Genomic DNA, 25,463 nt, shown 5'->3' on the forward strand with positions numbered 1-25,463 from the left:
GAGGAATGGCGTGGATGAGACAGCCCCGCAGAAGGGCACCGTGCCGCAGCGCGCCATCGAGCAGATCAAGGCGATGATCGGCGAGGGCCGGCTGGAGCCGGGCCAGCGGCTGCCGACCGAGCGTGATCTGGCGGTGCAGCTGGGCATCTCCCGCAGTTCGATGCGGGAGGCGATCCGCGCGCTGACGGTCCTGGGCGTGCTGGAGGCGCGGCACGGCTCGGGCATCTACGTCACGCAGCTGGAGGCCGGCGATCTGCTGGAGACCTTCGGCGTGGTCGCCGACCTGTCACGGGGCCCGCAACTGGTGGAGCTCCTGGAGGTGCGCCGCATCCTGGAGTCGACGGCGACCGCGCTGGCCGCCGCCCGCATCACCCCGGACCAGCTGGCCGAGGTGGAGAAACACCTCACGGCGATGAACGCCACCGACGACCCCGAGGTGATCCTCGCCCACGACCTGGCCTTCCACCGTGAGATCGCGGGGGCCGCCGGCAACGACACGATGGCGGCGATCCTGGAGGGCCTGTCCTCGCGCACCTTCCGGGCCCGGGTCTGGCGCGGCTACCAGGAGGAGGGCGCCTTCGAGCGCACCCGGCGCGAGCACGCGGCGATCCACCGGGCCCTGGTCGCGCACGACCCGGAGGCGGCCCGAGCGGCGGCCGCCGCGCATGTGGGCGAGGTGGAGGAGTGGCTGCGGGCGCAGCTCGGGGCGTGAACGAGGGGGAGGCCGAGGTGCGGAGCCGAGGACGGTGCGGGCCACATCGACCGCCACCGGATACGGCGGGTTCGGCCCCAGGTCACCATGGAAGTGAGGGGACTGCCGAACGGCGACCGGCATCGGCCGTCGGCGTCCGTGAACCGGACCTCGGACGTCCGCCCCGGGGAGAGCGGGCTCGTCACCCTCTCCACCGCGCCCGCCGACGGCATGGCCGAGCCCGAACCGGACGAGTTCACGGTGCGCCGGCATCAACGCATCGGGTGAGGGGGCGGGCAGACCCGCCCCCTCACCCAGGACTCAGACCCGGGTGAACCGCAGGGTGACCAGCTCGAACGGCCGCAGCCGCAACGACACTTCGTTCCCCTCGCTCCGCAGCGAGGGAGCGTCGGCCGGCGGCCGCTCCAGCAGATCCGTCGCCGTGACCCCGGCCACCTCGAAGTGGGCCGTGAGCGTGGCCCGTGCCCGTCCTCCGTGGGCCTCGTGGAAGCGGACCACCACGTCCCCGCTGCCGTCGTCGGCCAGCTTGACCGCGGTGACGACGACGGCGTGCTGGTCGACGGTCACCAGGGGCGCGACCTCCTGGGAACCCCGTACGGACCGCTCCGGCAGATTGATCCGCCACCCCTCCCGCACCGCGTCCCCGATACCGGCCCCCGGCACCAGCGCGTGCCGGAAGCGGTGGACGCCCTGGTCGGTCTCCGGGTCGGGGAACCGCGGGGCGCGCAGCAGCGACGCACGGACCGTGGTGGTCGTGCCCCGGTCGCCGTCCGTGCGCACCGTTCGGGTCACGTCGTGGCCGTACGTCGAGTCGTTGACGATCGCCACACCCCAGCCGGGTTCCTCCAGGTGCACGAAGCGGTGGTTGCAGGCCTCGAACTTCGCCGCCTCCCAGGACGTGTTGGTGTGTGTGGGCCGGTGGAAGTGCCCGAACTGCGTCTCCGACGCGTACCGTTCGGCGTGCACGTCGAGCGGGAAGGCGAGCTTCAGGAACTTCTCCGTCTCGTGCCAGTCGACCTCCGTGTCCACCAGCAACCGCCGCTCCCCCGGCGCCAGGGACAGGAGCTGGCTGACGCGGGAGGCACCGAAGGTCCGCGTGATCCGCACCCCGTGCCCCTCGGGGGCGATCTGGTCCACGTCGGTGAGATCCGTGACCGTGTTGCGGTAGAACTCGTCCACATCCCAGGCGTCCCACATGTTCGGGAAGTCCGGGTGGAGTTGGAGAAGGTTTCCCGCCTGCCCCGGTGCGATCGTCTCCCGGTCGGCCTCGATGTCGTACGCGGAGACGACCAGGCCCCGCGCGTCGACCTCGACCCGCAGCACGCCGTTGTCCAGGAGCTGGCCGCCGCCGGGGCGCTCGGTCACCGTCGTCCGTCCCTCGACGACCGCGGTTCCGGCGCCGCCCGCCGCGACTCCGCCACGGCCGTGGGGTGCGGAGTTGAAGAGCAGTTCCCGTGTCCCCTCCCCCGCCAGCGCGCGCTGGGCCGCGTCGATGATGCCGTTCAGCTCGTCCGCGATCCGCTCGTACGTGCGCCGTGCCTCCCGGTGCACCCAGGCGATGGAGGACCCCGGCAGGATGTCGTGGAACTGGTGCAGCAGCACGGTCTTCCAGATGCGGTCCAACTCCTCGTACGGGTAGGGGAATCCGGTCCGTACGGCCGCCGTCGCCGCCCACAGCTCGGCCTCGCGCAGGAGGTGCTCGCTGCGGCGGTTGCCCTGCTTGGTCTTCGCCTGGCTGGTGAGGGTGGCGCGGTGGAGTTCGAGGTACAGCTCGCCGACCCAGACGGGCGGTTCGGGGTACTCGGTCTCGGCCTTGGTGAAGAACTCCGCCGGGGTCTCCCAGGCCACGGTGGCCGACCCTTCGAGGTCGCGCAGCCGGGCCGCCTTGGCGATCATCTCCCGGGTGGTGCCGCCGCCCCCGTCACCCCAGCCGGTGGGGGCGAGGGAGTGCCGGGCGGCCCCCTTGTCCTTGAAGTTCCGTGCCGCGTGGGCGATTTCGCTGCCCTTCATGGAGCAGTTGTAGGTGTCGACGGGCGGGAAGTGGGTGAAGATCCGCGTTCCGTCGATGCCCTCCCACCGGAAGGTGTGGTGCGGGAACTTGTTCGTCTGCGACCAGGAGATCTTCTGCGTCAGCAGCCACTTGGAACCCGCCGCCTTGATGATCTGGGGCAGTCCGGCCGCGAACCCGAACGTGTCGGGCAGCCACGCCTCCTCGTTCTCGATGCCGAACTCGTCGAGGAAGAACCGCTTGCCGTGCACGAACTGGCGGGCCATCGCCTCCGAGCCGGGCATGTTGGTGTCCGACTCCACCCACATGCCGCCGGCGGGCACGAACCGTCCGTCGGCCACGGCCTTCTTCACCCGCGCCCACACCTCCGGCCGGTGGTCGCGCACCCAGGCCCACTGCTGGGCCTGGGACATGGCGAACACGAACTTCGGTTCGTCGTCGAGGAGCGCGGTCATGTTGGAGGTGGTCCGGGCGACCTTGCGGACCGTCTCACGCAGCGGCCACAGCCACGCCGAGTCGATGTGCGCGTGGCCCACCGCACTGATGCGGTGCGCGGACGGGACGGCGGGCTCGGACAGGACCGTCTCCAGCCGTACGCGTGCCTGCGCCGCCGTGCCGTTCACGTCCTGGAGGTCCAGGGCGTCCAGCGCCTTCTCCACCGCCCGCAGGATCTCCCAGCGGCGCGTCGACTCCACCGGCAGTTCGGCCATCAGCTCGCCGAGCACCTCCAGGTCGATCACCAGCTGCCACACGGTCTCGTCGAAGACGGCGAGGTCCATGCGCTCCAGCCGGTACTGCGGCTCGCTGCCCGCGGTCTCCTTGTCCCCCAACCGCGTGGGCAGGAAGGGGTGGTAGTCGAGGATGACCGGATTGGAGGCGGCCTCCACGTGCAGCCGCACCTCCTCGCCGCCCTCGACGGGCGCGCCGATCCGCACCCACTGGTTGCGCGGGTTGAGGCCCTTCACCGGGGTGCCGTCGGGCCGGTAGACCAGGCCCTCGCACTGGAAGCCGGGCATGTTCTCGTCGAAGCCGAGGTCGAGAAGTGCCTCGACGGTCCTCCCGGCCCACTCCTCGGGGACGGTCCCGGTGACGCGGAACCAGCTGGTGCCCCAGGGAGCACCCCAGCGGGCGCCCACGGCGATGGGCTCCGGCTCGGCGGCCAGGCCCTCGGCGACGGGCACCGGCTCGTCGGGCGCGTGCCACACCGCCACGTCCAGCGGCACGGACTCGGGGTACACGGCGGGGCGGAGGCGCTCGTCGAGGACGCGCTTGAGGCGGGCTTCGACCAGGCTGCGGTCGTCATGCATGCGGGGTGCTCTCCAAGGGTCCGGGGGTTACCAGGGGCGGGTCACGGTGTCACCAGGCATGGGTGACGGTCACAGGGTCCGACGACGTGTACTGCTCCCCCACGGCACGCAGCTCCAACCGCGCCTGCCGCTCGCCCTGTTCGGGCCGGAGACCGGCGACGAACCAGGCTCGCTGGCAGGTGCCGCCGAGGAAGCGCCGGGTGCCGTCGGGCAGGAGCCGGTGCAGGGTGTAGTGGCGCACGGCGCCGGGTGCGGGGTTCCAGGCCAGGCGCAGGTCGCCGCCCGAGGCCGCGGTGACGCGCAGTCCGGAGGGCGGGCAGGGGGTGCGGCGGGTGTCGTACACGGCGAGTCCGCCGAGCCGCCACTTCACCGGGCCGGTGCCGGTGAGCCGTACGCCGAGCGCGTGGACAGCCCCGGAGAGCCCGGTGAGCCGTACGGTCGAGGTCCGCCAGCCGTCGCCCCCGGTCACCGGCAGGTAGGTGTACGGCGGTGTCGCCCCCGGCGCGGCCGGCTCGGCGGTGGCCACGGCGAGCTCGACGCCCACCTCGCCCTCGTCCGTCCGGTGGGTGAGCTCGACCACCGTGTCACCGCTGATCGGCAGCCGGACCGTGTACAGGTCCACCGTGACCGGCGCGTCCGGCGCGCCGGCCACGAGCACGCTGCTGCCGCCCCGCCAGGCGTCCGCGAAGTCGAAGGAGACGGTCGGCCGTGCGCCCTCCGTCCGCGCCACCCACCGCCGCGACGGCAGCCGGTCCTGCAGTCCCAGGTGGTTCCACGCCGTCTCCGAGGTGACGGCCCCCTCCTCGTACCACCGCAGCCCGTGCCCGGTGTTGAACACGCTCGCGAACGGCAGCGCGGTGACCGTCGACCGGTCCGCGACCGACACCGCCGGAGCCCGCCAGGCGTCCGTGTCGTCCGGCTGTGAGGGGTCGAGCGACGCCCCCGTCCAGAAGCGGTCGTCGGCCGCGTGGAAGTCCTGCGGCGACCGCTGGTCCGACGGCAGGTGGTTGCGGGTCCACTCGGGCCGGTACAACCCGATCGAGGTCACATGGGGCTTGTCCCGGGGCACGATCGCGTCCCAGTTCTCCGACGTGTTCCAGCCGCCCGCCTCCACGTCCACGCCCGCCCACAACGCGTAGCGACTGCGGCCCAGTTGCTGCGCCAGCGTGCCCGAGGACGCCAGAGCGCCCGCCGTCCACCGGAAGTCGACGAACATGTCGTCGGCTGCCTCGAAGAACGCCTGGTTACGGCTGTTCAGCGCGCCCTGCCAGCTCACCGTCCCGTTCACGGTCATCGAGTCGTACCAGGTGACCCGCTGGCCCCTCGCCCTGGAGAGGGACGTCAACTCCCGTACGAAGCCCAGCATGTCCGCCCCGAGAGCCGGGTCGCCTCCCCCGGTCTCGGCGTTGACGAACCATCCGTCGAAGCCGTACGCCGTGGCGACCGCGACGAGTCGATCCGCCAGGGGATACCGGCCGGCCGCGTCCTTCTGCACCAGGTCCCGGGTCCACCGCAACAGTCCGCCGTAGGCGACCGGCGGCAGGAAGATGGTGCCGAGGACGGGCACGCCGTGACGGTGGGCCGCGTCCACGATCGGGGCGTTCGGCGCGAGGATCAGCCCCTCGCCGGAGGAGCCGCCCCAGAAGACGAGTTCGTCGACGTAGGCCCAGTGCCCGAAGGCGTAGTAGTCGGACGTGGCCGAGCCCTGTGAGGGGTTGCCGGCCGTGGGCCCGAAGGAGACCAGCGACTGGATGCGGGCCTGGCCTGCGCGTGCCGTCGGGTTCGCGGGCGTCGGGGTGAAGCGGGCGGCGAGCGGTACGGAGGCCGCGTTGAAGGCGAGGTCGGCGTCGTCGGCCGCCCGCCACGGCTTGAGGCTGCGCCAGGTGATGCCGGCGCCGGGGCTGCCGGAGGGCAGGGAGTCCGGGTACCAGTAGGTGGCGTACGGCTGGAGCGCGGTCGCGGTCGCCGTTGCCGCCTTCGCCGGCAGCGCGGGGAGCAGGGCCGCCGCGGTCGCGGCGAGCAGGACCGTGCGTCTGGTGGGGTTCACGAGCGGGTGCCTCCTAGTGGTCCTTGTGGGGCGGGAGTACCTGATCGGATGTGACGACCTCGGTGATGCCGCGCGCGGACAGGTGGTCCCGGTCGGCGGCACGGGTGTCGAGGACGGTGGTGGGGCGGGCGCCGTCGGCGACCAGCCGGAAGTAGGCGTCGTAGACCGGGCCGCCGGGCGCGCAGAGCGAGCGGGAGCCGGGGTCGGCGGGGACGACCAGGGCCGTCGTACGACGTTGTGGAGCGGTGAAGCCGGTGCGCGCCGCCCGCTCCAGTGCCCGGGCCGTGTCCTTCGGTCTCCGGTCGTTGGTCAACAGGCCGAGCCCGTACTCGAGTTCCGGGAAGTCGGCCAGGTCCCGGGACACGTCGTGGGAGCACCACCAGGTGACGCCCCACAGGTCGGGGCAGTCCAGGACGCCTGCCACGGTCGCCTCGGTGAAGGCGGCGGCGTGCTCGGGCGGGACCAGCGGAGCGGGCGCGCCGACCTCCTGGAGCCAGACCGGCCGGCGCGGGTCGTCGGCCCAGGCCTTGCTCAGCTCGACGAGGTAGGCCGCGTGGTGCTCGCTCGCGACCGAGGTCCGGCCGTGTCGCTGGGCGGTGCCGTTGAAGACCCAGGAGTGCACGGCGGTGACAGCGCCGTGGCGGGCGGCCTGGGCGGGGGTGAAGGGCTGGTCGTCCTGGTACCAGGTGGCGTCGTACTCGGCGTGCAGGTGCAGCCGCCCGGGCGCCCCTTCCTCGCAGGCGGCCAGCATGCGGGTCAGCCAGGCGTCGATCTGCTCGGAGGTGGCCGGGTCGGGGTCGGGATGGGGGGCGGCGGAGAACTGGTTGATCTCGTTGCCGAGGGTCATGCCGAGGAAGGTGGGGCGGTCCGCCAGCGCCGCCGCCAGCGTGCGCAGGTAGGCGGCCTGGCCCTCGACGACCTCCGGGTCGGTGAAGAGGTTGCGCCGGTGCCAGGTCCTCGTCCAGGCCGGCAGGAAGTCGAAGCTGCTCAAGTGCCCTTGCAGACCGTCCACGTTGACGTCGAGGCCGCGCTCGGCGGCGGCGTCGACGAGCCGTACGAGATCCGCGACGGCACGCTCCCGGATCAGGGTGCGGTTCGGCTGGAAGTACGGCCACAGCGGGAAGACCCGGATGTGGTCGAGGCCCAGGTCGGCGATCGAGTCGAGGTCGGCGCGGACGGCGTCCAGGTCGAAGTCGAGCCAGTGGTGGAACCATCCGACGCTCGGGGTGTAGTTGACGCCGAAGCGCACGGCAGCAGACATGCGGAGTCCTTGTCAGACGCGAGGCGGGGCATCAGCCCTTCACCGCCCCCTCGCCCACCCCGCGGAAGAAGTACCGCTGGAGTCCGGCGAAGAGGGCGATCAGCGGGGCCACGGCGATGACCGTGCCCGCGGCGACGAGCCGTTCGTCGCCTGCGAAGGTGCCGTGCAGGTAGTTGAGGCCGATGGTCAGCGTGAACTTCGACGGGTCGCTCAGCACGATCAGCGGCCACAGGAAGTCGTCCCAGGCGCCCATGAAGGCGAAGATCGCGACGACGGCCACCGTCCCCTTCACCGACGGCAGCGCGATCCGCAGGAACCGCTGCCAGACGTTGGCGCCGTCGACGTAGGCGGCTTCCTCGATCTCGTACGGCAGGTTGAGGAAGGCGTTGCGCATCAGCAGGACGTTCATCGCGCCGATGCAGCCCGGCAGGACCACGCCGACCAGGGTGTTGTTGAGGCCGAGCTCCCGCATGGTGGTGAACTGGGCGATGATGATGCCCTCCACGGGCACGAGCATCGCCAGGACGAAGGCGAGGGTGGCCGCCCGGCGGCCGCGGTAGCGCAGTCGGGCCAGGGCGTAGCCGGCGAGTGCCGAACCGGCGCAGTTGGTCACGACGTTGGCGGTGGCGACCTTCAGCGAGTTGAAGGCGTAGTCCCAGACGGGGATGGTGTCGGCGACCCGCTCGTAGTTGTGGAGGGTCGGATGCTCGGGCAGGAAGGACGGCGGCGAGCTGTAGATGTCCTCGGTGGGGCCCTTGAGCGAGGTCGACAGCTGCCAGAGGAAGGGGCCGACGGTCAGGGCGAGGACGGCGAGCAACAGGGCGTATCTCAGCACCAGTTCGCGCTTGCGGACGCGGGTCATGTCTCCCCCCTCCGATCGGCCCGCAGCACGAGCAGCATCAGCGCGACGGTGACGACGAAGACGACGACCGAGATCGCGGACGCGTAGCCGACCCGGCCGGTCAGTCCGGTGCCGGTGCGCTGGACGAGCATCACGAGCGTGGTGTCCTCACCGGCCGGCCCGCCGCTCGGGCCGGCCATCAGGTAGACCTCGGAGAACACCTTGAAGGCGGCGACCGAGGACAGCGCCCCGACGAGTGCCATCGTCGATCGGACGGCGGGCACCGTCACCGTGACGAACCGGCGGACGGCACCTGCTCCGTCCACCGCCGCGGCCTCGTGCAGCTCACGCGGCACGTTGGCCAGCGCGGCCAGGTAAATGATCATGTAGTAGCCGAGGCCCTTCCACACCGTGACCGCCATGGCGCTCAGCAGGAGCAGCCACTGGTCGCTCAGGAACCCGACCCGTCCCACCCCCACGCTCTCCAGCAGCGAGTTGATCAGACCGCGTTCGTCGAGGAGCCACACCCAGATGAGTCCGACCACGACGATCGACGCGACGACCGGGGTGTAGAAGGCGGACCGGAACAAGGTGATGCCGGGGATGTTCTTCTGGACCAGCAGCGCGAGCAGCAGCGGCAGGATCACCAGCGCGGGTACGACTCCGAGGACGTACAGGGTGCTGTTGCGCAGGCCGATCCAGAACATGTCGTCGTGCAGCAGTTCACGGAAGTTCGCAAGGCCCACGAACTCGCCCGGGATCAGGGTGCGCCGGTCGGTGAAGGCGTTCACCAGGGTGGAGACGAACGGGTACAGGATGAACGCGCCGATGATCAGCAGACCGGGTGCGGCGAACAGCCAGGGGCTCAGCGGCCATTGGCGCCGCACCCGGGACACGGTGGTGGACGACGACATGGCTATCCCTGCTGCCGGAGCAGCGTGTCGCAGGCCTTGACAGCGTTGTCGAGGGCTCCCTCGGGGCTTTCCTTGCCCTGCAACGCCTTGGCGACCTCGTTGCGCAGCGCCGTCTTCATCTGCTCGCTGAACAGCACGGGCGTGTAATTGACCGCGCTCTTCAGGGACTTGGCGGCGGCGATCCGCACCCGCGTCTCGTCCGTCCCGTCCTCCTTGGTGAAATACGGGTCGTCCAGCGATCCCGCGGTGCTCGGGAAGATCGCGACCTTCTTCGCGAAGGACATCTGGTGCTCGGCGTCGGTGACGTAGTGCGCGAAGGCGACGGAGGCGGCCTTCTTCTTGGTCTGCGCGTTCACCATCACGCCCATCACGTACATGTTGACGTGCCCGGTGCTGGTGATCTGGTCGGTGATGCCGATGTTCTTGTACAGGTTCGGCGCCTGCTTCTTGAAGTTGCCGAGGTCGAGTGCGCTGCCGGGGTTCATGGCGACGGCGCCGGTGAGGAACTTCTTGCCGGAGGACTCGGGCGTGGCGGTGAGCGCCTGCGGGTCGAGCGCCTTGGCGTCGTACAACTCCTTGTACTTGGTGAGGAGTTCGATGCCCTTGGCGTCGTTGAAGGCGAAGGCGGTGCCCTCGGAGTTCATGAGCGGGACGCCGTAGCGGCCGAAGTCCTCGATGGTGGGCACGTTGGCGAGGGTGGCGACCTTTCCGTCGCTCTTCTTCGCCAGCTCCAGGGCGTCGGTGAAGAGTTCGTCGTACGTCTTCGGCGGCTGGTCGGGGTCGAGTCCGGCCTCCTCGAAGAGCGACTTGTTGTAGAAGAGCGGGCCGGTGTTCAGGTACCAGGGGAAGGCGTACGTGCCGGTCATGCCCGGTATCCGGTGGCTGGCCCAGGCGCCGTCCAGATACTCCTTCTTGTACTGTCCGGCCGCCTTGTCGAGGTCGAGCGCGAGGCCGGCCTTGGCTAGGGGCGCGACCAGGTCCGGGGACACGTTGACGACGTCGGGCAGGGTGCCACCGGCGGCATCGGCGCTGATCTTGTCGGCGTAGCCCTCGGCGGGCTGGTCGATCCACTTGACCTCGGTACCGGGGTATTTCTTCTCGAAGTCGGCGATCAGGCCCTCGAAGTAGTCCTTGAAGTTCGCCCTGAGGTTCCAGGTCTGGAAGGTGATGTCGCCCTCGATCTTGCCGGAGGCGTCGCTCGAACCGCTGTCGTCGCCGGAGCCGCAGCCGCTCAACGGCAGGACGACACAGACGGCGGCGGCAGCGAGGGCTCTGCGGGAAATGGGCACGGCGAACCGTTCTCCTTTGCAGCGGAGGTGGCCAACGACGGAGACCCTGCACGCCCCTCCACGGGCCCGTCAATGCATCTCGCACAGCTAATGTGTTTAGTGACTAATACGCATTAGGTTGACGCAGCTGAACCGCATTAGTACATTCTGGCCCGATCGACCGTCGCGGAAATGGGGAAACAGCGTGTCAGGCAAGCGGTCACCGGTCCGCAGGCCCACGATGAAGGACATCGCGCGGCGGGCCGGGGTCTCCCAGAGCGCGGTCTCCTTCGCGCTGAACGGCCGGCCCGGGGTCTCCGAGGACACCCGCGACCGGGTACGCCAGGTCGCGGAGGAACTCGGCTGGCGCCCCAGCACCGCGGCCCGCGCACTGTCCGGCGAGGGCGCCGCCACGGTCGGTTTCGTCCTGGCCCGCCCCGCCGAGACGCTCGGCGTGGACTCCTTCTTCCTCCAGCTCGTCTCGGGGATACAGGAGGTGCTGGCGGAGCGTCATCTCGGGCTGCTGTTCCAGGTGGTGGAGGACGTCGAGGACGAGTGCGCGGTGTACCGGCGCTGGTGGGCCGAACACCGGGTGGACGGCGTCCTGGTGGTCGACCCGCGAACCGACGACCCGCGCACCGGAGTTCTCGACGAACTGGGCCTGCCCGGCGTGGTGATCGGCGGCGCCCCCGACGAGCGCCATCCCGGACTGTCGACCGTCTGGGCGGACGACGCGGGCGCGATGGCGGCGGTCGTGGACGAGCTGTACGCCCTCGGCCACCGGCGGATCGTGCACATCGCGGGCCTGCCGGGGCTCGCTCACACCGAGCGTCGCATCCGCACCCTGCGCGCGGAGGCGGAGCGGCGCGGGCTGACCGGGGTGACGTCGGTGACCACCGACTACTCCGACGCGGAGGGCGCGGCCGTGACCCGCCGGGTCCTGGAGGCGTCCGCTCCGCCGACCGCGCTGATCTACGACAACGACGTGATGGCCCTCGCCGGAGTCGCCGCCGCGACCGAACTGGGTCACGCGGTCCCCGCGGACGTGTCGGTGGTGGCCTGGGAGGACTCGGCACTGTGCCGCATGGTCAAGCCCTGGCTGTCGGCCCTGTCCCGGGACAGCGTGGAGTTCGGCCGCACGGCCGCCACGGAACTGACCGCACTGCTGGACGGCGGGCCTGCCCGGACGGTACGGGTGCCGGTGCCGCGGTTGATCGTGCGGGACAGCACGGGGGCGGCCCGGGGCGCCTGACAACCGAAGGGGACGGCGCGCCGGTGCATGCCCCGGTTGCCGCTGACAGGGGCCACCGGACCGCCCACGCCCCGGTGACCCCCGGATCCCTCAAGTCCGGGACCGGTACAACCCGAACTCCGCCACCCGTACGGCACCTCGGGACCGTGTCACCCGCAGCCGCCATTTCCGGGCCCGCACCGGAGCCGGGAGCAGGAGGATGCGGCTCGCGCCGATCGTGCCGGCAGCCGTGAGCTCGGTCCAGGCGCCGTCGCGGAAGCCCTCGACGACGAAGTTCTCCACCTGCTGACCGTGCCGGATGTCCTCCGCGAGGCGGATACGGTCCACCTCCTGCTCACGGCCCAGGTCCAGCGTGACGCGGCCCGGTGCCGTGGTCCGGTGCGCGCTCTGCGCCAGGTCGTGGGGCAGTTCGCGGTCGATGCGTTCACGGAACTCGCGCAGTCGGACGACGTCCGTGTCGTGCAACAGGCCATCCGTGTCCGGCGGGACGTTGAGCAGGAGCACCGCGTTGCGGCCCACCGAGCCGAAGAAGATCTCCGTCAAGTAGTCGACGGATTTGGGCTGTTGGTCGGCGTGGTAGAACCAGCCGTCGCGGAGGGAGACATCGCACTCGGCGGGCCACCACTGGAGGTAGTCCGTCGCGGGCCGCGCCTTCACCAGGGCGGCGCGGCTGCCCTCGTCGGGGGTGTCGTACGACAGCGCCCAGTCGGTGCGGCCGTACTGGTTCTCCTTGACCGGGACGACGCTCCACTCGTCCTCGCGCGCGATGCCGCTCTCGTTTCCGACCCAGCGCAGGTCGGGACCGGTGACGGCGATCGCCGCGTCCGGAGCGAGGGTCCGTACCAGGGTGTACCAGCTGTCCCAGTCGTAGCTCTCGACCTTGTCGGGTGGGATGTGTCCCTGGGCGCCGTCGAACCACACCTCGTCGACGGGCCCGTACTCGGTGAGCACCTCGTACAGCGTGTTGAGCATGTGGGCGCCGTAGTCGGTGGCGTCGAGGGTGTGGAAGCGGTCCGGCGTACGGTCGTCGCCCGCCACCAGGGTCGGGATCGTGCGCGGGGAGCGGGCGCTGCCGTTGGCGTAGACGCCGTGGAGGTACTGGTTCTCGTCGGCGGGCGAGAGGTAGACGCCGACCTTGAGGCCGTACCGGCGCATGGAGTCGGCGAAGGAGCGCAGCACGTCGCCCCGGCCGTCGCGCCAACTGCTCGATGCCACCGAGTGGCCGGTGTAGCGGGAGGGGTAGAGGACGAAGCCGTCGTGGTGCTTGACGGTGAGGATGGCCAGTTTGAAACCGCCGTCCTTCAGCGCGGCCGCCCACTGGTCGGTGTCGAGGCCGGCGGGCTGGAAGACGTCGGGGTCCTCGTCGCCGTTGCCCCACTCCAGGCCGGTGAAGGTGTTCACGCCGAAGTGCAGGAACGCGGTCCGCTCCAGGCGCTGCCAGGCGATCTGCCGTGCGGTGGGCCGCACTTGGGACGCCTTGCGCACGAGGTCGGTCTCGGTGTCGCCCGGCGAGACGGGGATGCGGTAGGAGCGGTCATCGTCCAGGGCCACCGCCGGACCCGGGATGCCGGTCACGGCAAGGCCGGCCGCGGCGGTGACGAAGAGGCGTCTGGAGACGGTCATCGGGGGCTCCTCAGCTCAAGTGCCAGACTGCGGGGGTGCGTTGGTCGGGCGGGTACTGCACGATCCGGCCGTCGTCCGTGACGGTGAGCGCCATCCGGGTGATCGCGTTGACGAGTCGGTAGCCGCCCGCCACCGGCTCCGGCTCCCAGCGCTGCAGGGTGTTCGTCGCGTCGCAGGTGTCCCAGGTCGCCTCGACGCCGGGCTGGAGCGGCACGTTGAGCGTGAGCTTGCCGCCGCTGATCGCGAGGCAGCCGGACGCCGACCGGAGGTTCACATAGCCGTCCGCCGTGCGCTGCACCGAGGCCGTGAAGGAGCGCCCGAAGGTGTACGTCCCGTCCGCCACCGGCACCCGGGTCAGGTCCCGCCAACCGGGCGCGTGCCCGACAGCGGTACCGCGTGCCACGAACTTGGCGTAGGTCGCGTCGGGATGCGGATCGCCCCAGGTGGCCTGGGCGACGTGGCGCAGGGCGGGCCAGAGCCGTACGGCGACCTCGTTCTCGGTCTCACCGCGTCCGTTGTCCGGCCACAGGCTGATCTTCGCTCCGGTGACGCCCTTCGAGGAGGCCAGCTTCTCGCCCTCGAAGCTGCGCGGGTCCCAACTCTGGTCGTACAGCGACTCGGTGTCGCTGTGGAAGCCGCCGCGGATCAGGTAGAGCGAGTAGGCGGAGTTCATCACCGCGTAGCCCTGCGCGATGAGCGCGCTGGGTTTCACCGCCACGTTCAGCCAGTGCTCGACGGTGGTGTCGGTCTTCACCGGCACGGTGTTGGCGCCGGTCAGCCCGTCGTTCCAGATGCGCAGTCCGACGCCCTTGCTCGCCGCGTAGTCGTGGACGCGGTTGACGAAGTCGACGAAGGCGTCCTGCGGGGTCGCGTCCGAACCGTACTTCTCCCGGGCGTAGTTCAGGATCTGCGGGTACTTCGCGAAGTCGGAGCCGAGCATGTACTCGTCGGCGCCCATGTGCCAGGACTTCGCCGTGAAGACCTGGGCGTACTCGTCCATCAGGCTCGTGTAGTAGTCGAAGGCCGCCTGCCGGGTGATGTCCAGGCGTGAGGGCTGCTTGTCGCCGTCGGAGTCGGTCAGCTGGAGGTCCGGACGGTTCTCGATCCACGGGTCGATGTGCCCCGGGGAGTTGATCTCGGGGATGATCTCGACGTGGTACTTGTCGCCGAGTGCGACGAGCTGCCGTATCTCGTCCTTGGTGTAGTAGCCCCAGGTGTTGGCCTCGGGGTGGGCGTCGCTCTTGACCTTCAGCTCCACGAGCAGCTGGTTGAGCTTGTTGTAGGCCATCTCGCGGACGAGGTTCTCCAGCCAGGGCAGCGAGATGTGGATGTAGCAGGCGCACACGCCCACACCGCGTTCCTTGTAGCGCGGCACGTCGACCGTGCGTCCGGCCGGGATGCGGTCGCCCTGCGCGAGGAGCTGGAGCAGGGTCCGCGTGCCGTAGAAGGCGCCGGTCTCGGTCGCCCCGGTGATGGACAGGCTTGTACCGGCGTGGAGTTCGTAGCCTTCGGTGCCCAGAGCGCTCCGGGACGGCCGGATGTTGATAACGATGTCACCCGGCCGGGCTCCGCCGCGTACGACGGTGATCCTCCGGTGGCCCGCCGACCGGAGATCATCGGCCAGGGTGCCGGCGATCCGGCGTTCGGCGGCGCTTTCGGCCACCAGCCGGGTGCGGGACCCGTACGCGTAGCTGCCGGTCTCCGCGGTCCAGTCGGTCAGGGCGGGCACCGTGACCGGCGGACCCGCGTCCGTGCGCGCGGTGGCCGGGACGGGTGCCAGGAGCAATGCCAGCAGCGCCACGACGGCGGCGAATCCCAGCCGTTTCCTCATGAGCGACTCCCTATTCATCGGATGGCTGATAATTGAGGTCAGCAGAAGGGCTGTCAACGGGACTGAATCAGCCGCGAGTTAAGCGAGAGATCCGATGACCTGCGGGGCGGTGACCCACGTCCGCCCTCACCTGCCACGAAAAGTCCAAGAAGAACGGTCCGAATGTCCAAGGGCGAGCGCTCTCGACGTGACGTCCGCCTACGGGCAGAGTTCTCCTTACGTACTCGCGAGTAGCCCCGAGGAGCGCACGTGACCAGCTGGGTCGGCCGTACCGCCGCCGAGATCGCCGCCGCCGTCCGCGAGAAGCGGGCCACTCCCCGGGAGGTGGTGGCCGAGCACCTCGCCCGGATCGAGAAGCTCGACGGGCGGATCGGGGCGTTCCGGGTGGTCCGCGCCGAGGCGGCACTGGCGGAGGCCGACGAGGTGGGCTCCCGGGGCGATCTCGGTGAACTGCCCCTGGCCGGTGTGCCCGTGGCCGTCAAGGACAACCTCGCGGTGCGCGGTGAGAGCAATCGTGTCGGCTCCGCCGCGACCGCGGACACGCCCGCCGAGGCCGACCATGAGGTCGTGGCCCGTCTGCGGGCCGCGGGCGCGGTCGTCGTGGGGCTGACGAACGTGCCGGAGCTGTGCGTCTTCGGTACCACGGAGGGCGTGCACGGCACCTCCCGCAACCCGTGGGACACCTCGCGCACGGCGGGCGGCTCGTCCGGTGGCAGCGCGGCCGCGGTCGCCGCGGGCCTGGTCCCGATCGCCCTCGGCAACGACGGCATGGGCTCCCTGCGCATCCCCGCGGCCAACTGCGGGCTCGTCACCCTGAAGCCCGGGGCGGGAGTGGTACCGGCCGGGATCAGCGACGGCGACTGGTTCGGCATGTCCGAGAACGGCCCCCTCGCGACCACGGTCGAGGACACCCGCCTGCTGCTTTCTGTCATCGCCGGCACCGAGTTCGTACGCCGGGACACGCCCGCCACACTCGACGTCGCCGTGTCCATGCGCAGCCCGCTCGCCGGAGTCACGATCAGCGCGCCGTATACGAAGGCGGTTCGCGAGGCGGCCGGACTGCTGATCAAGGCGGGGCATCAGGTGCGGCGCGCCGACCCGCCGTACCCGCTGTCGCTGGGCGTCACGTCGCTCGCCACCTGGACGGCGGGGACCTCGGTGGACGCCCAGGGACTTGACCCCCGTCTCCTGGCCCGGCGCACCCGGGTGCACGCGGCGATCGGCCGGCGCTTCGTCAAGGCCGTGCGGACGGGCAAGGCCCGGGAGGAACTGCGCGAGCGCCTGGAGCCGTTCTTCGCCGAGCACGACGTGCTGGTGCTGCCGGCACTGGCCCGCCGCTCGCCGAGGGCCGAGGCCTGGCACGAGCGGGGCTGGCTGCGCAACGTCCTGGCCAACACCACCTACTCACCGCTGACCCCGCCATGGAACCTCACCGGCTGGCCGGCCATGTCGGTCCCGCTCGGCACCCTGCCCTCGGGCGCCCCCACCGCCGTACAACTGGTGGCGCGGCCAGGCTCCGAGGCGGTGCTGCTGGAGGTCGCGGAGGAGCTGGAGCGGCGGCGGCCGTGGCGGCGGACCGCGCCGCTCGACTGAACTGCTAGCCCTGCAGGGCCTTGTACATGATGTGCAGGCCGACCCGTCCGTGCCGGGGGTGGTCGAAGGCGTCCGGCACGGTGCCGAGGACGGTGAAGCCGAGCGAGGTCCACAGCCGCACGGCCGGATTGGTCTCCACGACGGCGTTGAACACCATGCCCCGGTAGCCGTCGGCCGCGGCAGCGGCCAGGATGTGCTCGGCCAGGGCGCGGCCGTAGCCGCGGCCGCCCCGGTCGGGGTCGACCATGAAGCCGGCGTTGGCGATCCGGGCGGCGGGGCCGGCGTAGTTGGGGGTGACGTAGGCCGAGGCGACGAGGGCGCCGCTCTCGTCCTCGACGACGTACACGCGCTTGGCCGGGCTCATCCACAGGGCGCGGGCGGCTTCTTCGGAGGTGTCGGGGTCCCAGGCGTAGGTCTCGCCCGCTGCCACGATCCGGTGCCAGAACGGCCAGATCCGTGGCCAGTCGTCGGCCACGGCTTCTCTGATCAGCATGGGCGTGAGTCTCGCACGCCCATGCCGTCGGCGATCGCGAAGGTCCTGCGGTCAGTCCACGCTGGGCAGGATGTGGGGTTCGGCGAGGTCGTCCTCGTAGCCCGCGAGACGGATGGGGGCGGAGCGCGCCCACACGTCGAGGCTGCCGATGTCCCCGGGCCGTCGGCCCGCGCGCTCCGGGCGTTCCTTGGGGCGTTGCTCGCGATTCGTCTTCTCCGGTGTCACCGCGCACTCCTTATGTGTCGGGCTCACCCTCGGGACGGGCACCTGTCCCACCTACGGTCCGGTGCCTGGACGTCCGCTCGGGTCTGGGTCGAGATCGGGTTCGGACGCGGTGGCGCCGGCAACTCAGGTGAGAGCAGGCCATGGTGAACGGCTTGTCCCGGGACGGACTGTGGGTGTGGGTGGGACCCCGTACTGCCGTCCGTCGCCTACAGATTAACCAGATGAGCGGGGGGCCGCTCGATAGGGGCTGAAAACAAGGTGTAACCATTGCAATTCACTTTGAGTTCTCCGCCTGATTTTCGCCTGATTTGTCAGTTTATACGCCTTTCTGAAGTCACCCGTTCGGCCTACGGATCGACCGGCCCTCCGAGCCATCGGGGTCGCGCAGTTCAAGTCCCGTTGGCCGATTCGCAAGGCGCCCATGGTCTGCTGACCCACGGCAACGGCCGGTCGGCGGGAGGTCTGACGTATGGAACTGCGCAGTGTCGACGAGCTGATGGATCTGCTGCACGCCTGCGGCAGCGAACACGCCCTGCGGACCGCCGCACTGCTGCGCCGCAGTCGGCCCGCCGACAAGGAACTCCAGGTGGCAGGCCTGGTGATGGGCACAGGACAGGTGGCCGACGTCGTCCGCACCCTGCTGGGCGAACGGGTCCACCGCCTGGTACGCCATCTCGGCCCCGCCGCCGACGACGAGCTGCTGCGCCTGGCGGGCGAGGAGAGCCTGACGGCCCGGTTCGACGCCGGCGTCCTGGAGGACTGGCGCCCCGTCCTGGAGCTGGTCGCCGCAGGCAACTCCCGTCTGGAGACTGTCGACTGACGGTTCGTCATGAGACGGTACGGCGATGACGTCGTCGTACGGACTGCACGGCAGGGCCGCCCTCGTGACCGGCGGCACCCGCGGGATCGGGCGCGAGGTCGCCCGGCAACTCGCCGACGCCGGCGCACTGGTGTGCGTCACGGCCAGGGACCGGGAGGACGTCCGGCGGACTGCCGCCGAGCTCGGTGGCGTCGGACTCGCGGGCAGCGTCGCCGACCCCGCCCATCCGCGCGCCCTCGTGGACCTCGCCCTGCGCGCGTTCGGGCGACTCGACATCGTCATCAACAACGCGGCGACGAATCAGCCGTACGGCCCGCTCGTGGACGTGGATCCGCAACGCTGGCGCGAGGCCTTCACCGTCAATGTCGAGGCACCGCTGCGGCTGGTGCAGGCGGCCTGGCGGGGATGGATGCGGGAGCACGGCGGGTCGGTGGTCAACGTCTGCACGGAGGGCGCCGGGCACGTGGGCCCGAACGTCGGCGCGTACGGCACCAGCAAGGCGGCGCTGCTTCACCTCACCCAGCAGCTGGCGGGCGAGCTGGCGCCGACGGTGCGGGTCAACTCCGTCTCGCCCGGTCTCGTGCGGACGGAGATGGCCCGGTTCGTGTGGGAGAAGGGTCCCGTCGAGCTGCCGCTGGGGCGTATCGGCGAGCCCGAGGACATCGCACGGGCCGTGGTGTGGCTCGTGTCCGACGCGGCCGAGTGGATCACCGGAGCCGACCTCCTGGTGGACGGCGGTACCCGGGTACGGGCGGCGCACCCGGGCGGGTACGCCGTGCACGAGCGGCTGCGGTCGTCCGCCCCGCCGCCCTCATGACGACGTCACGGGAACAGGGCGATGCCCATGAGGACGATCAGGCACGCGAAGACGACGAGCGCGATCATGCCCCAGCTCCAGGGGTGCCTGATCGGGTCGGAGGCACCGCCTCGGGGCCGGTCCTCGGGGAGCTCGCGGACGACCGGACGGTCGCTCGCGTAGAACTCCTCGTCGGTCGGGTAGTGGTTGCGCGGATCGTTGAAGGCGCGCGGATCGATGCTGTGTGGACGTGCCATGACAACTCCTCGCGGGGAACTCTCCCGGACCCCCGGGTTCCCACTCGTCGGCGGCCCACACGCCGGGCCGCCGACCGGAGGTCGGATCCGCGGGCTCACCACTTGCCGGGCGCGTAGTCCTTCAGAAAGACCCCGTACACGTCCTCGCCGTCCTCGCCGCGCACGATCGGGTCGTAGACGCGGGCCGCGCCGTCGACCAGGTCGAGGGGGGCGTGGAAGCCCTCCTCGGCGAGGCGGAGCTTGTCGTAGTGGGGGCGCTCGTCGGTGATCCAGCCGGTGTCGACCGAGGTCATGAGGATGCCGTCGGTCTGGAACATCTCCTGGGCGCTGGTCCGCGTGACCATGTTCATGGCGGCCTTGGCGGCGTTGGTGTTGGGGTGGCCCGCGCCCTTGTAGCCGCGGCCGAAGACTCCCTCCATCGCGGAGACGTTCACGACGTAGGACCGGCCGCTCCTGGCCTTCTTCGCGGCGTCGGCCATGGCCGGGCGCAGGGCGCTGATCAGGATGAACGGTGCCGTGTAGTTGCACAGCTGGGTCTCGAGGAGCTCCACCGGGGAGATCTGCTCGATGGTCTGGACCCAGGTGTTGCTGTCGACGACGTCGGGGACGAGACCGCCCGCGTCGATGGCGGTGCCGTCGAGGTGCCGGGCCACGCTGGCGTTGCCCGCGACCAGGGCGAGGTCGGCGACCTGCTGGGCGTCGAGGCCGGAGATCCCGGCGGGCAGCGAGGCGAGTCCGTCGACCGCGCCGGAGCCGAAGGCGCCGATGACGTGGTGGGCGGGGAGTTCACCGGCGGGCAGCGGGGCGCTCTCGCCGTCGACCAGGGCGGCGTAGGCGGACGGCAGCCGGCGTACGGTCTGCGTCGCGTTGTTGACGAGGATGTCGAGCGGGCCCGCCTCGGCGACCTGCTCGGCGAGCGCCACGGCCTGCGCCGGGTCGCGCAGGTCGATGCCGACGACCTCCAGGCGGTGCAGCCAGTCCCCGGAATCCTCCATGGCCTTGAAGCGGCGGATGGCGTCCTTCGGGAAGCGGGTGGTGATCGTGGTGTGCGCGCCGTCCCGCAGCAGCCTCAGCGCGATGTACATGCCGATCTTGGCGCGGCCGCCGGTGAGCAGGGCCCGCTTGCCGGTGAGGTCGGCGCGGGCGTCGCGCTTGCCGCGGTTCAGGCGGGCGCAGTCCGGACAGAGCTGGTGGTAGAAGTAGTCGACCTCGACGAACCGGGTCTTGCAGGTGTAGCAGGAGCGCGGGCGCTGGAGTATCCCCGCGATCCGGCCCTCCTCGGTGACCGAGGACGGCAGGATGCCTTCCGTCTCGTCGTCGATGCGCTGGGCGGAGCCGGTCGCCGTGGCTTCCGTGACCGCCTTGTCGTGGGCGGTCTTGGCGGCCCGGCGCTCCTGCCTGCGGCGCTGCTTCACCGTGCGGTAGACCCCGGCGGTGGCCCGGCGCACGGCGATCGCGTCGGGGTGGTCGACCTCCAGCTTGTCGAGCTCGTCGAGCACGCTGAGGCAGACGGCCAGCCGCTCCGGGTCGATGCCGGGGCCGTACACGACCTCGTCACCGGGCTCGTGCACGACCTCGTCCATGGTCGTCGCCGAACCGTCCTCTGTCACCGTCATCGCGCTGCCGCTTCCCTGGGTCACCCGTGCGGCGCTGTGCCGCGTCCGCTTGTCGAACGCGGAATTTTACTTCAGCGCCGGGGCCCGCCCGCAAACCGGAAACGATCAAGAACCGCAGGCGGCCAGCAGTTCCTTCACCTCCTCGGTCAGGGATCGAGCCAGCAGGTCCAGGTCAGGCACCGCTTCCGCGTCGGCGACCAGGCCGTAGTGGACCTGTCCCCGGTACGTCGAGATGGCGACCGCGAGGGACTGGCCGCGGGCGAGCGGGGCGAAGGGGTACACCTCGGTCACCGGGTTGCCGCCGAGCTTCAGGCCGATGCTGGGCAGGGGCACGCTGGTGACGAGGATGTCGAACCAGAACCGGGCGCCCTGACCGGCCAGGGGCCCGCCGAGACGGTGGCCGAGGGCCGGGACGTGGTCGGCGAGCAGGGCGACGGCGCCCGCGCCGCGGTGGGGACCGGCGTCCTTCTTGCGGTCCATGGCCGTACGGACCGTGTCCAGGCGACCCAGCGGGTCGGGGTCGTCGACCGGAAGCCGCACCAGGTACCCGGAGAGCCGGTTGCCCTGGGGGTGCGCGGTGCGCGGACGGCGCCTGGAGACGGGGATCAGGGCGCGGGGCGCCACGCCCTCGCTGCCGTCGCCGCGCTCGTCCAGCCAGCGGCGCAGGGCGCCCGCGACGACCGCGATCAGGACGTCGTTGACAGTGCCGCCCCGGCTCTTGCGGACCCGGTGCACGTCGTCGAGGTCGACGACGACTCCGGCGGTACGTCGGGTGCCGCTTGGCTCAGAGGTCAGAGCGGCGGAGGAGCGCACGCCCACGGAGGACAGCGCGACGGAGGCACCGATGTCGAGGGCGCGGCCCAGGTCGGAGACGGCACCCCGCAGCAGATCGGGCAGTCTGCGCACATCCGGGAGCAGGCTCTTCGCGGGCTCCTCGGGGCGCGGCTTGCGTGCGGGCAGGTCCATCGGGTCCAGGACGGCGGCGGCGAGCGTCAGGGCCCGCAGTCCGTCGGCGAGGGCGTGGTGGAACTTGAAGAGCACGGCGAAGGAGACGCCGTCCTCCCCCGGCACCACGTGCGCCTCCCAGGGCGGCCGTTCACGGTCCAGCGGCCGCTGCATGAGCCGGCCCGCCTCGGCGTGGAAGTCCGCGGTCGGGGCGTGCAGCAGGACGTGCCGGAGCGGGTCGAAGTCGGGATCGGGGACGCGGGCGGCTCCCCCGAAGGCGTACGGGAAGCCGAGCGGCCACACGTCCCGGATCCGCATCCGCAGGCCGGGCACCGCGGCTGCCCGGCCCGCGAGCAGGTCGGCCGCGTGGGCGCCCGCGGTGGGCGAGTGCGCCGTGAAGACGCCGAGCGCTCCCAGGTGCATCGGGTGCTCGGCGGACTCCATGTTCCAGAACGCCAGGTCGAGAGGGGCCAGCAGGTCAGAAGTCAATGGCTTGCCTCGCGTCGACAACGGGTGGACCAGCAGTCAATCGCCCCACGGCGATTACGGTCAAGTACGATCAAGCTACGCACAGTTAACAGCAGATTACGTCCCGCCCCTCGGGAAAGGGGCGGGACACGTGGTGCGGATGCGATCACCCGGGGGTCTCAACACCCTGCCGGAGTCGCCCGGGACGCGTCCCGGATGCGCCGGTCCGGCCGCGGGCCGTGGATTCCGGCTTCCGTCCAGGGACATGACGAGTCTGCGCGTGCTGTCGACGGCCGGCACGCGGACAATGGGCACAAGAACTCTTCCCTGCCGGAAGAAGGCGACGGAGATGCCGAAGGTTTCCCGCGACACGACCACCCAGGGCGGCGACTACGGGGCGGTCGTCGACCGTTCCGAGGCGTTCGGTGACTACACGGTCGACTTCCTGACCTTCCGCGAGGACGTGGACCACCGGCCCCTGCTCAAGGGGCTGCCCGACGACCGCTGCCAGTGCCCGCACTGGGGCTACGTCTTCAGGGGTGAACTCACCTTCCACTTCGCGGACCACGACGAGGTCTACCACGAGGGCGACGCGTTCTACGCGCCCGCGGGGCATGTGCCCGTCCACACCGAGCCGGGCAGCGAATACCTCCAGATCAGCCCTTCGGACGAGCTGCGCCGGACCAGCGAGGTGATCATGAAGAACCTCGGTGCCCTGGGGGAAACGGGCTGACCCGCCCCCGGCTAGGACACCAGCTGCCCCTTCCCGAGGGCGATCACCCCGCCCTTGGACACCGTGTACAGCTCCGCGTCCCGCTCCGGGTTCACACCGATCGTGGCACCCGGCGGGACCTCGGTGTTCTTGTCGAGGACGGCGCCGCGGACCACCGCGCCCCGTCCGATCTTGACGTTGTCGTGCAGGACCGACCCCTGGACGACGGCTCCCGGGTCGACCAGGACGCCCGGTGAGAGCACGGAGCGGGTGACCTGGCCGCGGATCAGGCAGCCCGCGCTGATGATGGACTCGCTGGCGATGCCGCCGGAGTTGAAACGGGCCGGGGAGAGCTGGCCGGAGTGGGTGTAGATGGGCCACTGCCGGTTGTAGAGGTTGAAGGCGGGACGCTCGGCGATCAGGTCCATGTGGGCGTCGTAGTAGGCGTCCAGGGTGCCGACGTCTCGCCAGTAGCCGCGGTCGCGGGTGGTCTCGCCGGGCACGTGGTTGGCGCTGAAGTCGTAGAGCTGGGCCTCACCACGGTCGGTGAGCTGCGGCAGGATCGAGCCGCCCATGTCGTGGACGGAGTCCTCGTCCTCGGAGTCCCGCTGGAGCGCCTCGATCAGGGCCTTGGTGGTGAAGATGTAGTTGCCCATCGAGGCGAACACGCTCTCCGGATCGTCCGCAAGCCCCGGCGGGTCGGCGGGCTTCTCCAGGAAGCTTTCCACCGTGAGGCCGTCCGAGCCTGGGGAGATCACCCCGAACGAGGGGGACTCGGAGCGCGGGACACGGATCCCGGCCACCGTCACGCCCGCGCCGGACTCTATGTGCTGCGTGAGCATCTGGCTCGGGTCCATGCGGTAGACGTGGTCGGCGCCGAACACCGCCACGTACTCGGGGCGCTCGTCGTAGATCAGGTTCAGGGACTGCAGGATCGCGTCCGCGCTGCCCAGGTACCAGCGCGGTCCGAGGCGCTGCTGGGCGGGCACCGGCGTGATGTAGTTGCCGAGCAGGCTCGACATCCGCCAGGTGGTCGTGATGTGCCGGTCCAGCGAGTGCGACTTGTACTGCGTGAGCACGCAGATGCGCAGGATGTCGGCGTTGACGAGGTTGGACAGGACGAAGTCGACCAGCCGGTACGTTCCTCCGAAGGTGACCGCGGGTTTGGCGCGGTCCGTGGTCAGCGGCATCAGCCGTTTGCCTTCTCCGCCCGCGAGTACGATGCCGAGCACCGAAGGTCCGCCACGACGCATGGCCGCTCCCCTCACCTGGTTTGTGACCCATGCTTGCCCTTGCCAGAGGCTCGCTACGCCTGTTTGACGATCTCCTCGTACAGCCGGACCGTGCGCCGCGCGACGGCGTCCCAGCCGAACTCGTCGACCGCGCGCTCCCGTCCCGCCTCGCCCATCCGCCGTGCCGTGGCCGGATCGCCGATCACTGAATCGAGTGCCCCCGCGAGGGCCGTCTCGAACCCGTCGTCCACGGTCACGAGCAGTCCGGTCCTGCCGTCGTCCACGACTTCGGGGATACCGCCGACCCGCGAGGCCACCACGGGCGTCCCGCAGGCCATCGCCTCCAGGTTGACAATGCCGAGGGGTTCGTAGACCGAGGGGCAGACGAACACCGCGGCATGGGTGAGCAGCTGGATCACCTCGGGGCGCGGCAGCATCTGCGGGATCCAGTGCACGCCCTCGCGGACCCGGCTCAGCTCCTCGAAGAGCTCGCGGAACTCCCGGTCGATCTCCGGAGTGTCCGGCGCGCCCGCGCACAGCACGACCTGCGCGGCCGGGTCGATGTGCCGGACCGCGCGCATCAGATGGGGCACGCCCTTCTGGCGGGTGATCCGGCCGACGAACAGCACGAACGGGCGGTCCCGGTCCAGGCCGATGCGGTCCAGTACCTCGGTGCCGTGGTCGGGCCGGTAGAGGGCGGTGTCGATGCCGTTGTGCACGATGTGGACCTTGGCCGGATCCAGCGCCGGATAGCAGCCGAGGATGTCCTCACGCATGGCTCCCGACACGGCGATCACCGCGTCGGCGGATTCGATCGCGGTGCGCTCGGCCCAGCTCGACAGCGCGTACCCGCCGCCGAGCTGCTCGGCCTTCCAGGGGCGCAGGGGCTCCAGGGAGTGGGCGGTCATCACGTGCGGGATGCCGTGCAGCAGCTTGCCGAGGTGGCCGGCGAGGTTGGCGTACCAGGTGTGCGAGTGGACCAGCTCGCGGCCTTCGAGGCCCGCGGCCATGGAGAGGTCCACGGAGAACGTGCGCAGCGCGTCGTTGGCGGTGTCCAGGGCCGACCAGGGCCGGTGCCGTACGACGCCGTCCGTCCGGCCCTCGCCCCAGCAGTGCACATCCAGGTCGACGAGGGACCTCAACTCCCGGGCGAGGAACTCGACATGGACACCCGCACCGCCGTACACATCCGGCGGGTACTCCCGGGTCAGCAGGCCCACACGCACCCGGAACCCCCTGTCT

Annotated in this window: 22 protein-coding genes; 7 read left to right on the forward strand and 15 right to left on the reverse strand. The window is 70.8% G+C overall.

What is annotated here, in order from left to right:
- The first annotated feature begins 10 nt into the window (after positions 1-10).
- Both D1369_RS04315 and D1369_RS42800 read left to right on the forward strand, forming a co-directional pair.
- The gene (locus D1369_RS04315) at positions 11-712 is read left to right on the forward strand and encodes a FadR/GntR family transcriptional regulator (protein ID WP_007386370.1); all 702 of its coding nucleotides are present in this window, start codon (positions 11-13) and stop codon (positions 710-712) included.
- A 93-nt stretch (positions 713-805) separates the two neighbouring features.
- Positions 806-979: a hypothetical protein gene (locus tag D1369_RS42800; RefSeq protein WP_162950996.1), complete on the forward strand. Its 174-nt coding sequence runs from the start codon at positions 806-808 to the stop codon at positions 977-979.
- 33 nt (positions 980-1,012) lie between these two features.
- Here D1369_RS42800 and D1369_RS04320 read toward each other — a convergent pair whose 3' ends face one another.
- Genes D1369_RS04320 through D1369_RS04345 form a run of 6 tightly spaced genes read right to left on the reverse strand, consistent with a single transcriptional unit; the run spans position 1,013 to position 10,379 of the window.
- Positions 1,013-4,027, reverse strand: a complete 3,015-nt coding sequence (locus tag D1369_RS04320) for a glycoside hydrolase family 38 C-terminal domain-containing protein (RefSeq protein WP_007386368.1) — start codon at positions 4,025-4,027, stop codon at positions 1,013-1,015.
- 49 nt (positions 4,028-4,076) lie between these two features.
- Complete coding sequence (locus D1369_RS04325) at positions 4,077-6,074, reverse strand: endo-beta-N-acetylglucosaminidase (RefSeq protein WP_007386367.1); 1,998 nt, start codon at positions 6,072-6,074, stop codon at positions 4,077-4,079.
- Positions 6,075-6,087: 13 nt separating this feature from the next.
- The gene (locus D1369_RS04330) at positions 6,088-7,335 is read right to left on the reverse strand and encodes a cellulase family glycosylhydrolase (RefSeq protein WP_007386366.1); all 1,248 of its coding nucleotides are present in this window, start codon (positions 7,333-7,335) and stop codon (positions 6,088-6,090) included.
- A gap of 31 nt (positions 7,336-7,366) precedes the next feature.
- Positions 7,367-8,197, reverse strand: a complete 831-nt coding sequence (locus D1369_RS04335; protein WP_007386365.1) for a carbohydrate ABC transporter permease — start codon at positions 8,195-8,197, stop codon at positions 7,367-7,369.
- On the reverse strand, positions 8,194-9,090 hold the full coding sequence (locus tag D1369_RS04340; protein WP_037902212.1) for a sugar ABC transporter permease: 897 nt from the start codon (positions 9,088-9,090) through the stop codon (positions 8,194-8,196). The genes D1369_RS04335 and D1369_RS04340 overlap by 4 nt, the downstream gene beginning before the upstream one ends.
- A gap of 2 nt (positions 9,091-9,092) precedes the next feature.
- Positions 9,093-10,379, reverse strand: coding sequence for a sugar ABC transporter substrate-binding protein (locus D1369_RS04345; RefSeq protein WP_007386363.1), 1,287 nt, complete (start codon positions 10,377-10,379; stop codon positions 9,093-9,095).
- A 220-nt stretch (positions 10,380-10,599) separates the two neighbouring features.
- Between D1369_RS04345 and D1369_RS04350 the strand changes: the two genes are divergently transcribed.
- A complete protein-coding gene (locus tag D1369_RS04350) occupies positions 10,600-11,610 on the forward strand; it encodes a LacI family DNA-binding transcriptional regulator (protein WP_050789803.1) in 1,011 nt (336 codons plus the stop codon).
- 90 nt (positions 11,611-11,700) lie between these two features.
- On the opposite strand, the gene D1369_RS04355 is transcribed toward D1369_RS04350, so the two are convergent.
- Both D1369_RS04355 and D1369_RS04360 read right to left on the reverse strand, forming a co-directional pair.
- Complete coding sequence (locus tag D1369_RS04355) at positions 11,701-13,233, reverse strand: alpha-L-fucosidase (RefSeq protein WP_007386361.1); 1,533 nt, start codon at positions 13,231-13,233, stop codon at positions 11,701-11,703.
- A 10-nt stretch (positions 13,234-13,243) separates the two neighbouring features.
- Positions 13,244-15,064, reverse strand: a complete 1,821-nt coding sequence (locus D1369_RS04360; protein WP_037902211.1) for a family 20 glycosylhydrolase — start codon at positions 15,062-15,064, stop codon at positions 13,244-13,246.
- 249 nt (positions 15,065-15,313) lie between these two features.
- On the opposite strand from D1369_RS04360, the gene D1369_RS04365 reads away from it, so the two are divergent.
- The gene (locus D1369_RS04365; RefSeq protein ID WP_007386359.1) at positions 15,314-16,657 is read left to right on the forward strand and encodes an amidase family protein; all 1,344 of its coding nucleotides are present in this window, start codon (positions 15,314-15,316) and stop codon (positions 16,655-16,657) included.
- A gap of 4 nt (positions 16,658-16,661) precedes the next feature.
- Here D1369_RS04365 and D1369_RS04370 read toward each other — a convergent pair whose 3' ends face one another.
- Positions 16,662-17,150 (reverse strand): GNAT family N-acetyltransferase, encoded by a 489-nt coding sequence (locus tag D1369_RS04370; RefSeq protein WP_007386358.1) that lies wholly within the window; start codon positions 17,148-17,150, stop codon positions 16,662-16,664.
- A 51-nt stretch (positions 17,151-17,201) separates the two neighbouring features.
- On the reverse strand, positions 17,202-17,375 hold the full coding sequence (locus tag D1369_RS04375; protein ID WP_007386357.1) for a hypothetical protein: 174 nt from the start codon (positions 17,373-17,375) through the stop codon (positions 17,202-17,204).
- Positions 17,376-17,844: 469 nt separating this feature from the next.
- On the opposite strand from D1369_RS04375, the gene D1369_RS04380 reads away from it, so the two are divergent.
- Together D1369_RS04380 and D1369_RS04385 are read left to right on the forward strand one after the other, a co-directional pair.
- Complete coding sequence (locus D1369_RS04380) at positions 17,845-18,195, forward strand: hypothetical protein (RefSeq protein WP_007386356.1); 351 nt, start codon at positions 17,845-17,847, stop codon at positions 18,193-18,195.
- A gap of 25 nt (positions 18,196-18,220) precedes the next feature.
- Positions 18,221-19,012: an SDR family oxidoreductase gene (locus tag D1369_RS04385; RefSeq protein ID WP_007386355.1), complete on the forward strand. Its 792-nt coding sequence runs from the start codon at positions 18,221-18,223 to the stop codon at positions 19,010-19,012.
- Between the two features lie 5 nt (positions 19,013-19,017).
- Here the strand turns inward: D1369_RS04385 and D1369_RS04390 are convergent, their stop codons facing one another.
- The 3 genes from D1369_RS04390 to D1369_RS04400 form a co-directional block, all read right to left on the reverse strand.
- Positions 19,018-19,248 carry a hypothetical protein gene (locus D1369_RS04390; protein WP_037902210.1) on the reverse strand — a complete coding sequence of 77 codons (231 nt, stop codon included), beginning with the start codon at positions 19,246-19,248 and terminating at the stop codon, positions 19,018-19,020.
- A gap of 95 nt (positions 19,249-19,343) precedes the next feature.
- Positions 19,344-20,864 carry an SDR family NAD(P)-dependent oxidoreductase gene (locus D1369_RS04395; RefSeq protein WP_007386353.1) on the reverse strand — a complete coding sequence of 507 codons (1,521 nt, stop codon included), beginning with the start codon at positions 20,862-20,864 and terminating at the stop codon, positions 19,344-19,346.
- A 105-nt stretch (positions 20,865-20,969) separates the two neighbouring features.
- Entirely contained in the window at positions 20,970-22,298 is a 1,329-nt protein-coding gene (locus tag D1369_RS04400; protein ID WP_118082272.1) for a wax ester/triacylglycerol synthase family O-acyltransferase, read from the reverse strand.
- Positions 22,299-22,626: 328 nt separating this feature from the next.
- On the opposite strand from D1369_RS04400, the gene D1369_RS04405 reads away from it, so the two are divergent.
- Positions 22,627-23,010: a hypothetical protein gene (locus D1369_RS04405; RefSeq protein WP_007386352.1), complete on the forward strand. Its 384-nt coding sequence runs from the start codon at positions 22,627-22,629 to the stop codon at positions 23,008-23,010.
- 11 nt (positions 23,011-23,021) lie between these two features.
- On the opposite strand, the gene glgC is transcribed toward D1369_RS04405, so the two are convergent.
- Positions 23,022-24,242 (reverse strand): glucose-1-phosphate adenylyltransferase, encoded by a 1,221-nt coding sequence (gene glgC / locus D1369_RS04410; RefSeq protein ID WP_007386351.1) that lies wholly within the window; start codon positions 24,240-24,242, stop codon positions 23,022-23,024.
- Positions 24,243-24,295: 53 nt separating this feature from the next.
- The gene (gene glgA / locus D1369_RS04415) at positions 24,296-25,447 is read right to left on the reverse strand and encodes a glycogen synthase (protein ID WP_007386350.1); all 1,152 of its coding nucleotides are present in this window, start codon (positions 25,445-25,447) and stop codon (positions 24,296-24,298) included.
- Positions 25,448-25,463 lie beyond the last annotated feature (16 nt).

The organism is Streptomyces sp. CC0208 (assembly GCF_003443735.1).
GTDB lineage: Bacteria > Actinomycetota > Actinomycetes > Streptomycetales > Streptomycetaceae > Streptomyces > Streptomyces sviceus.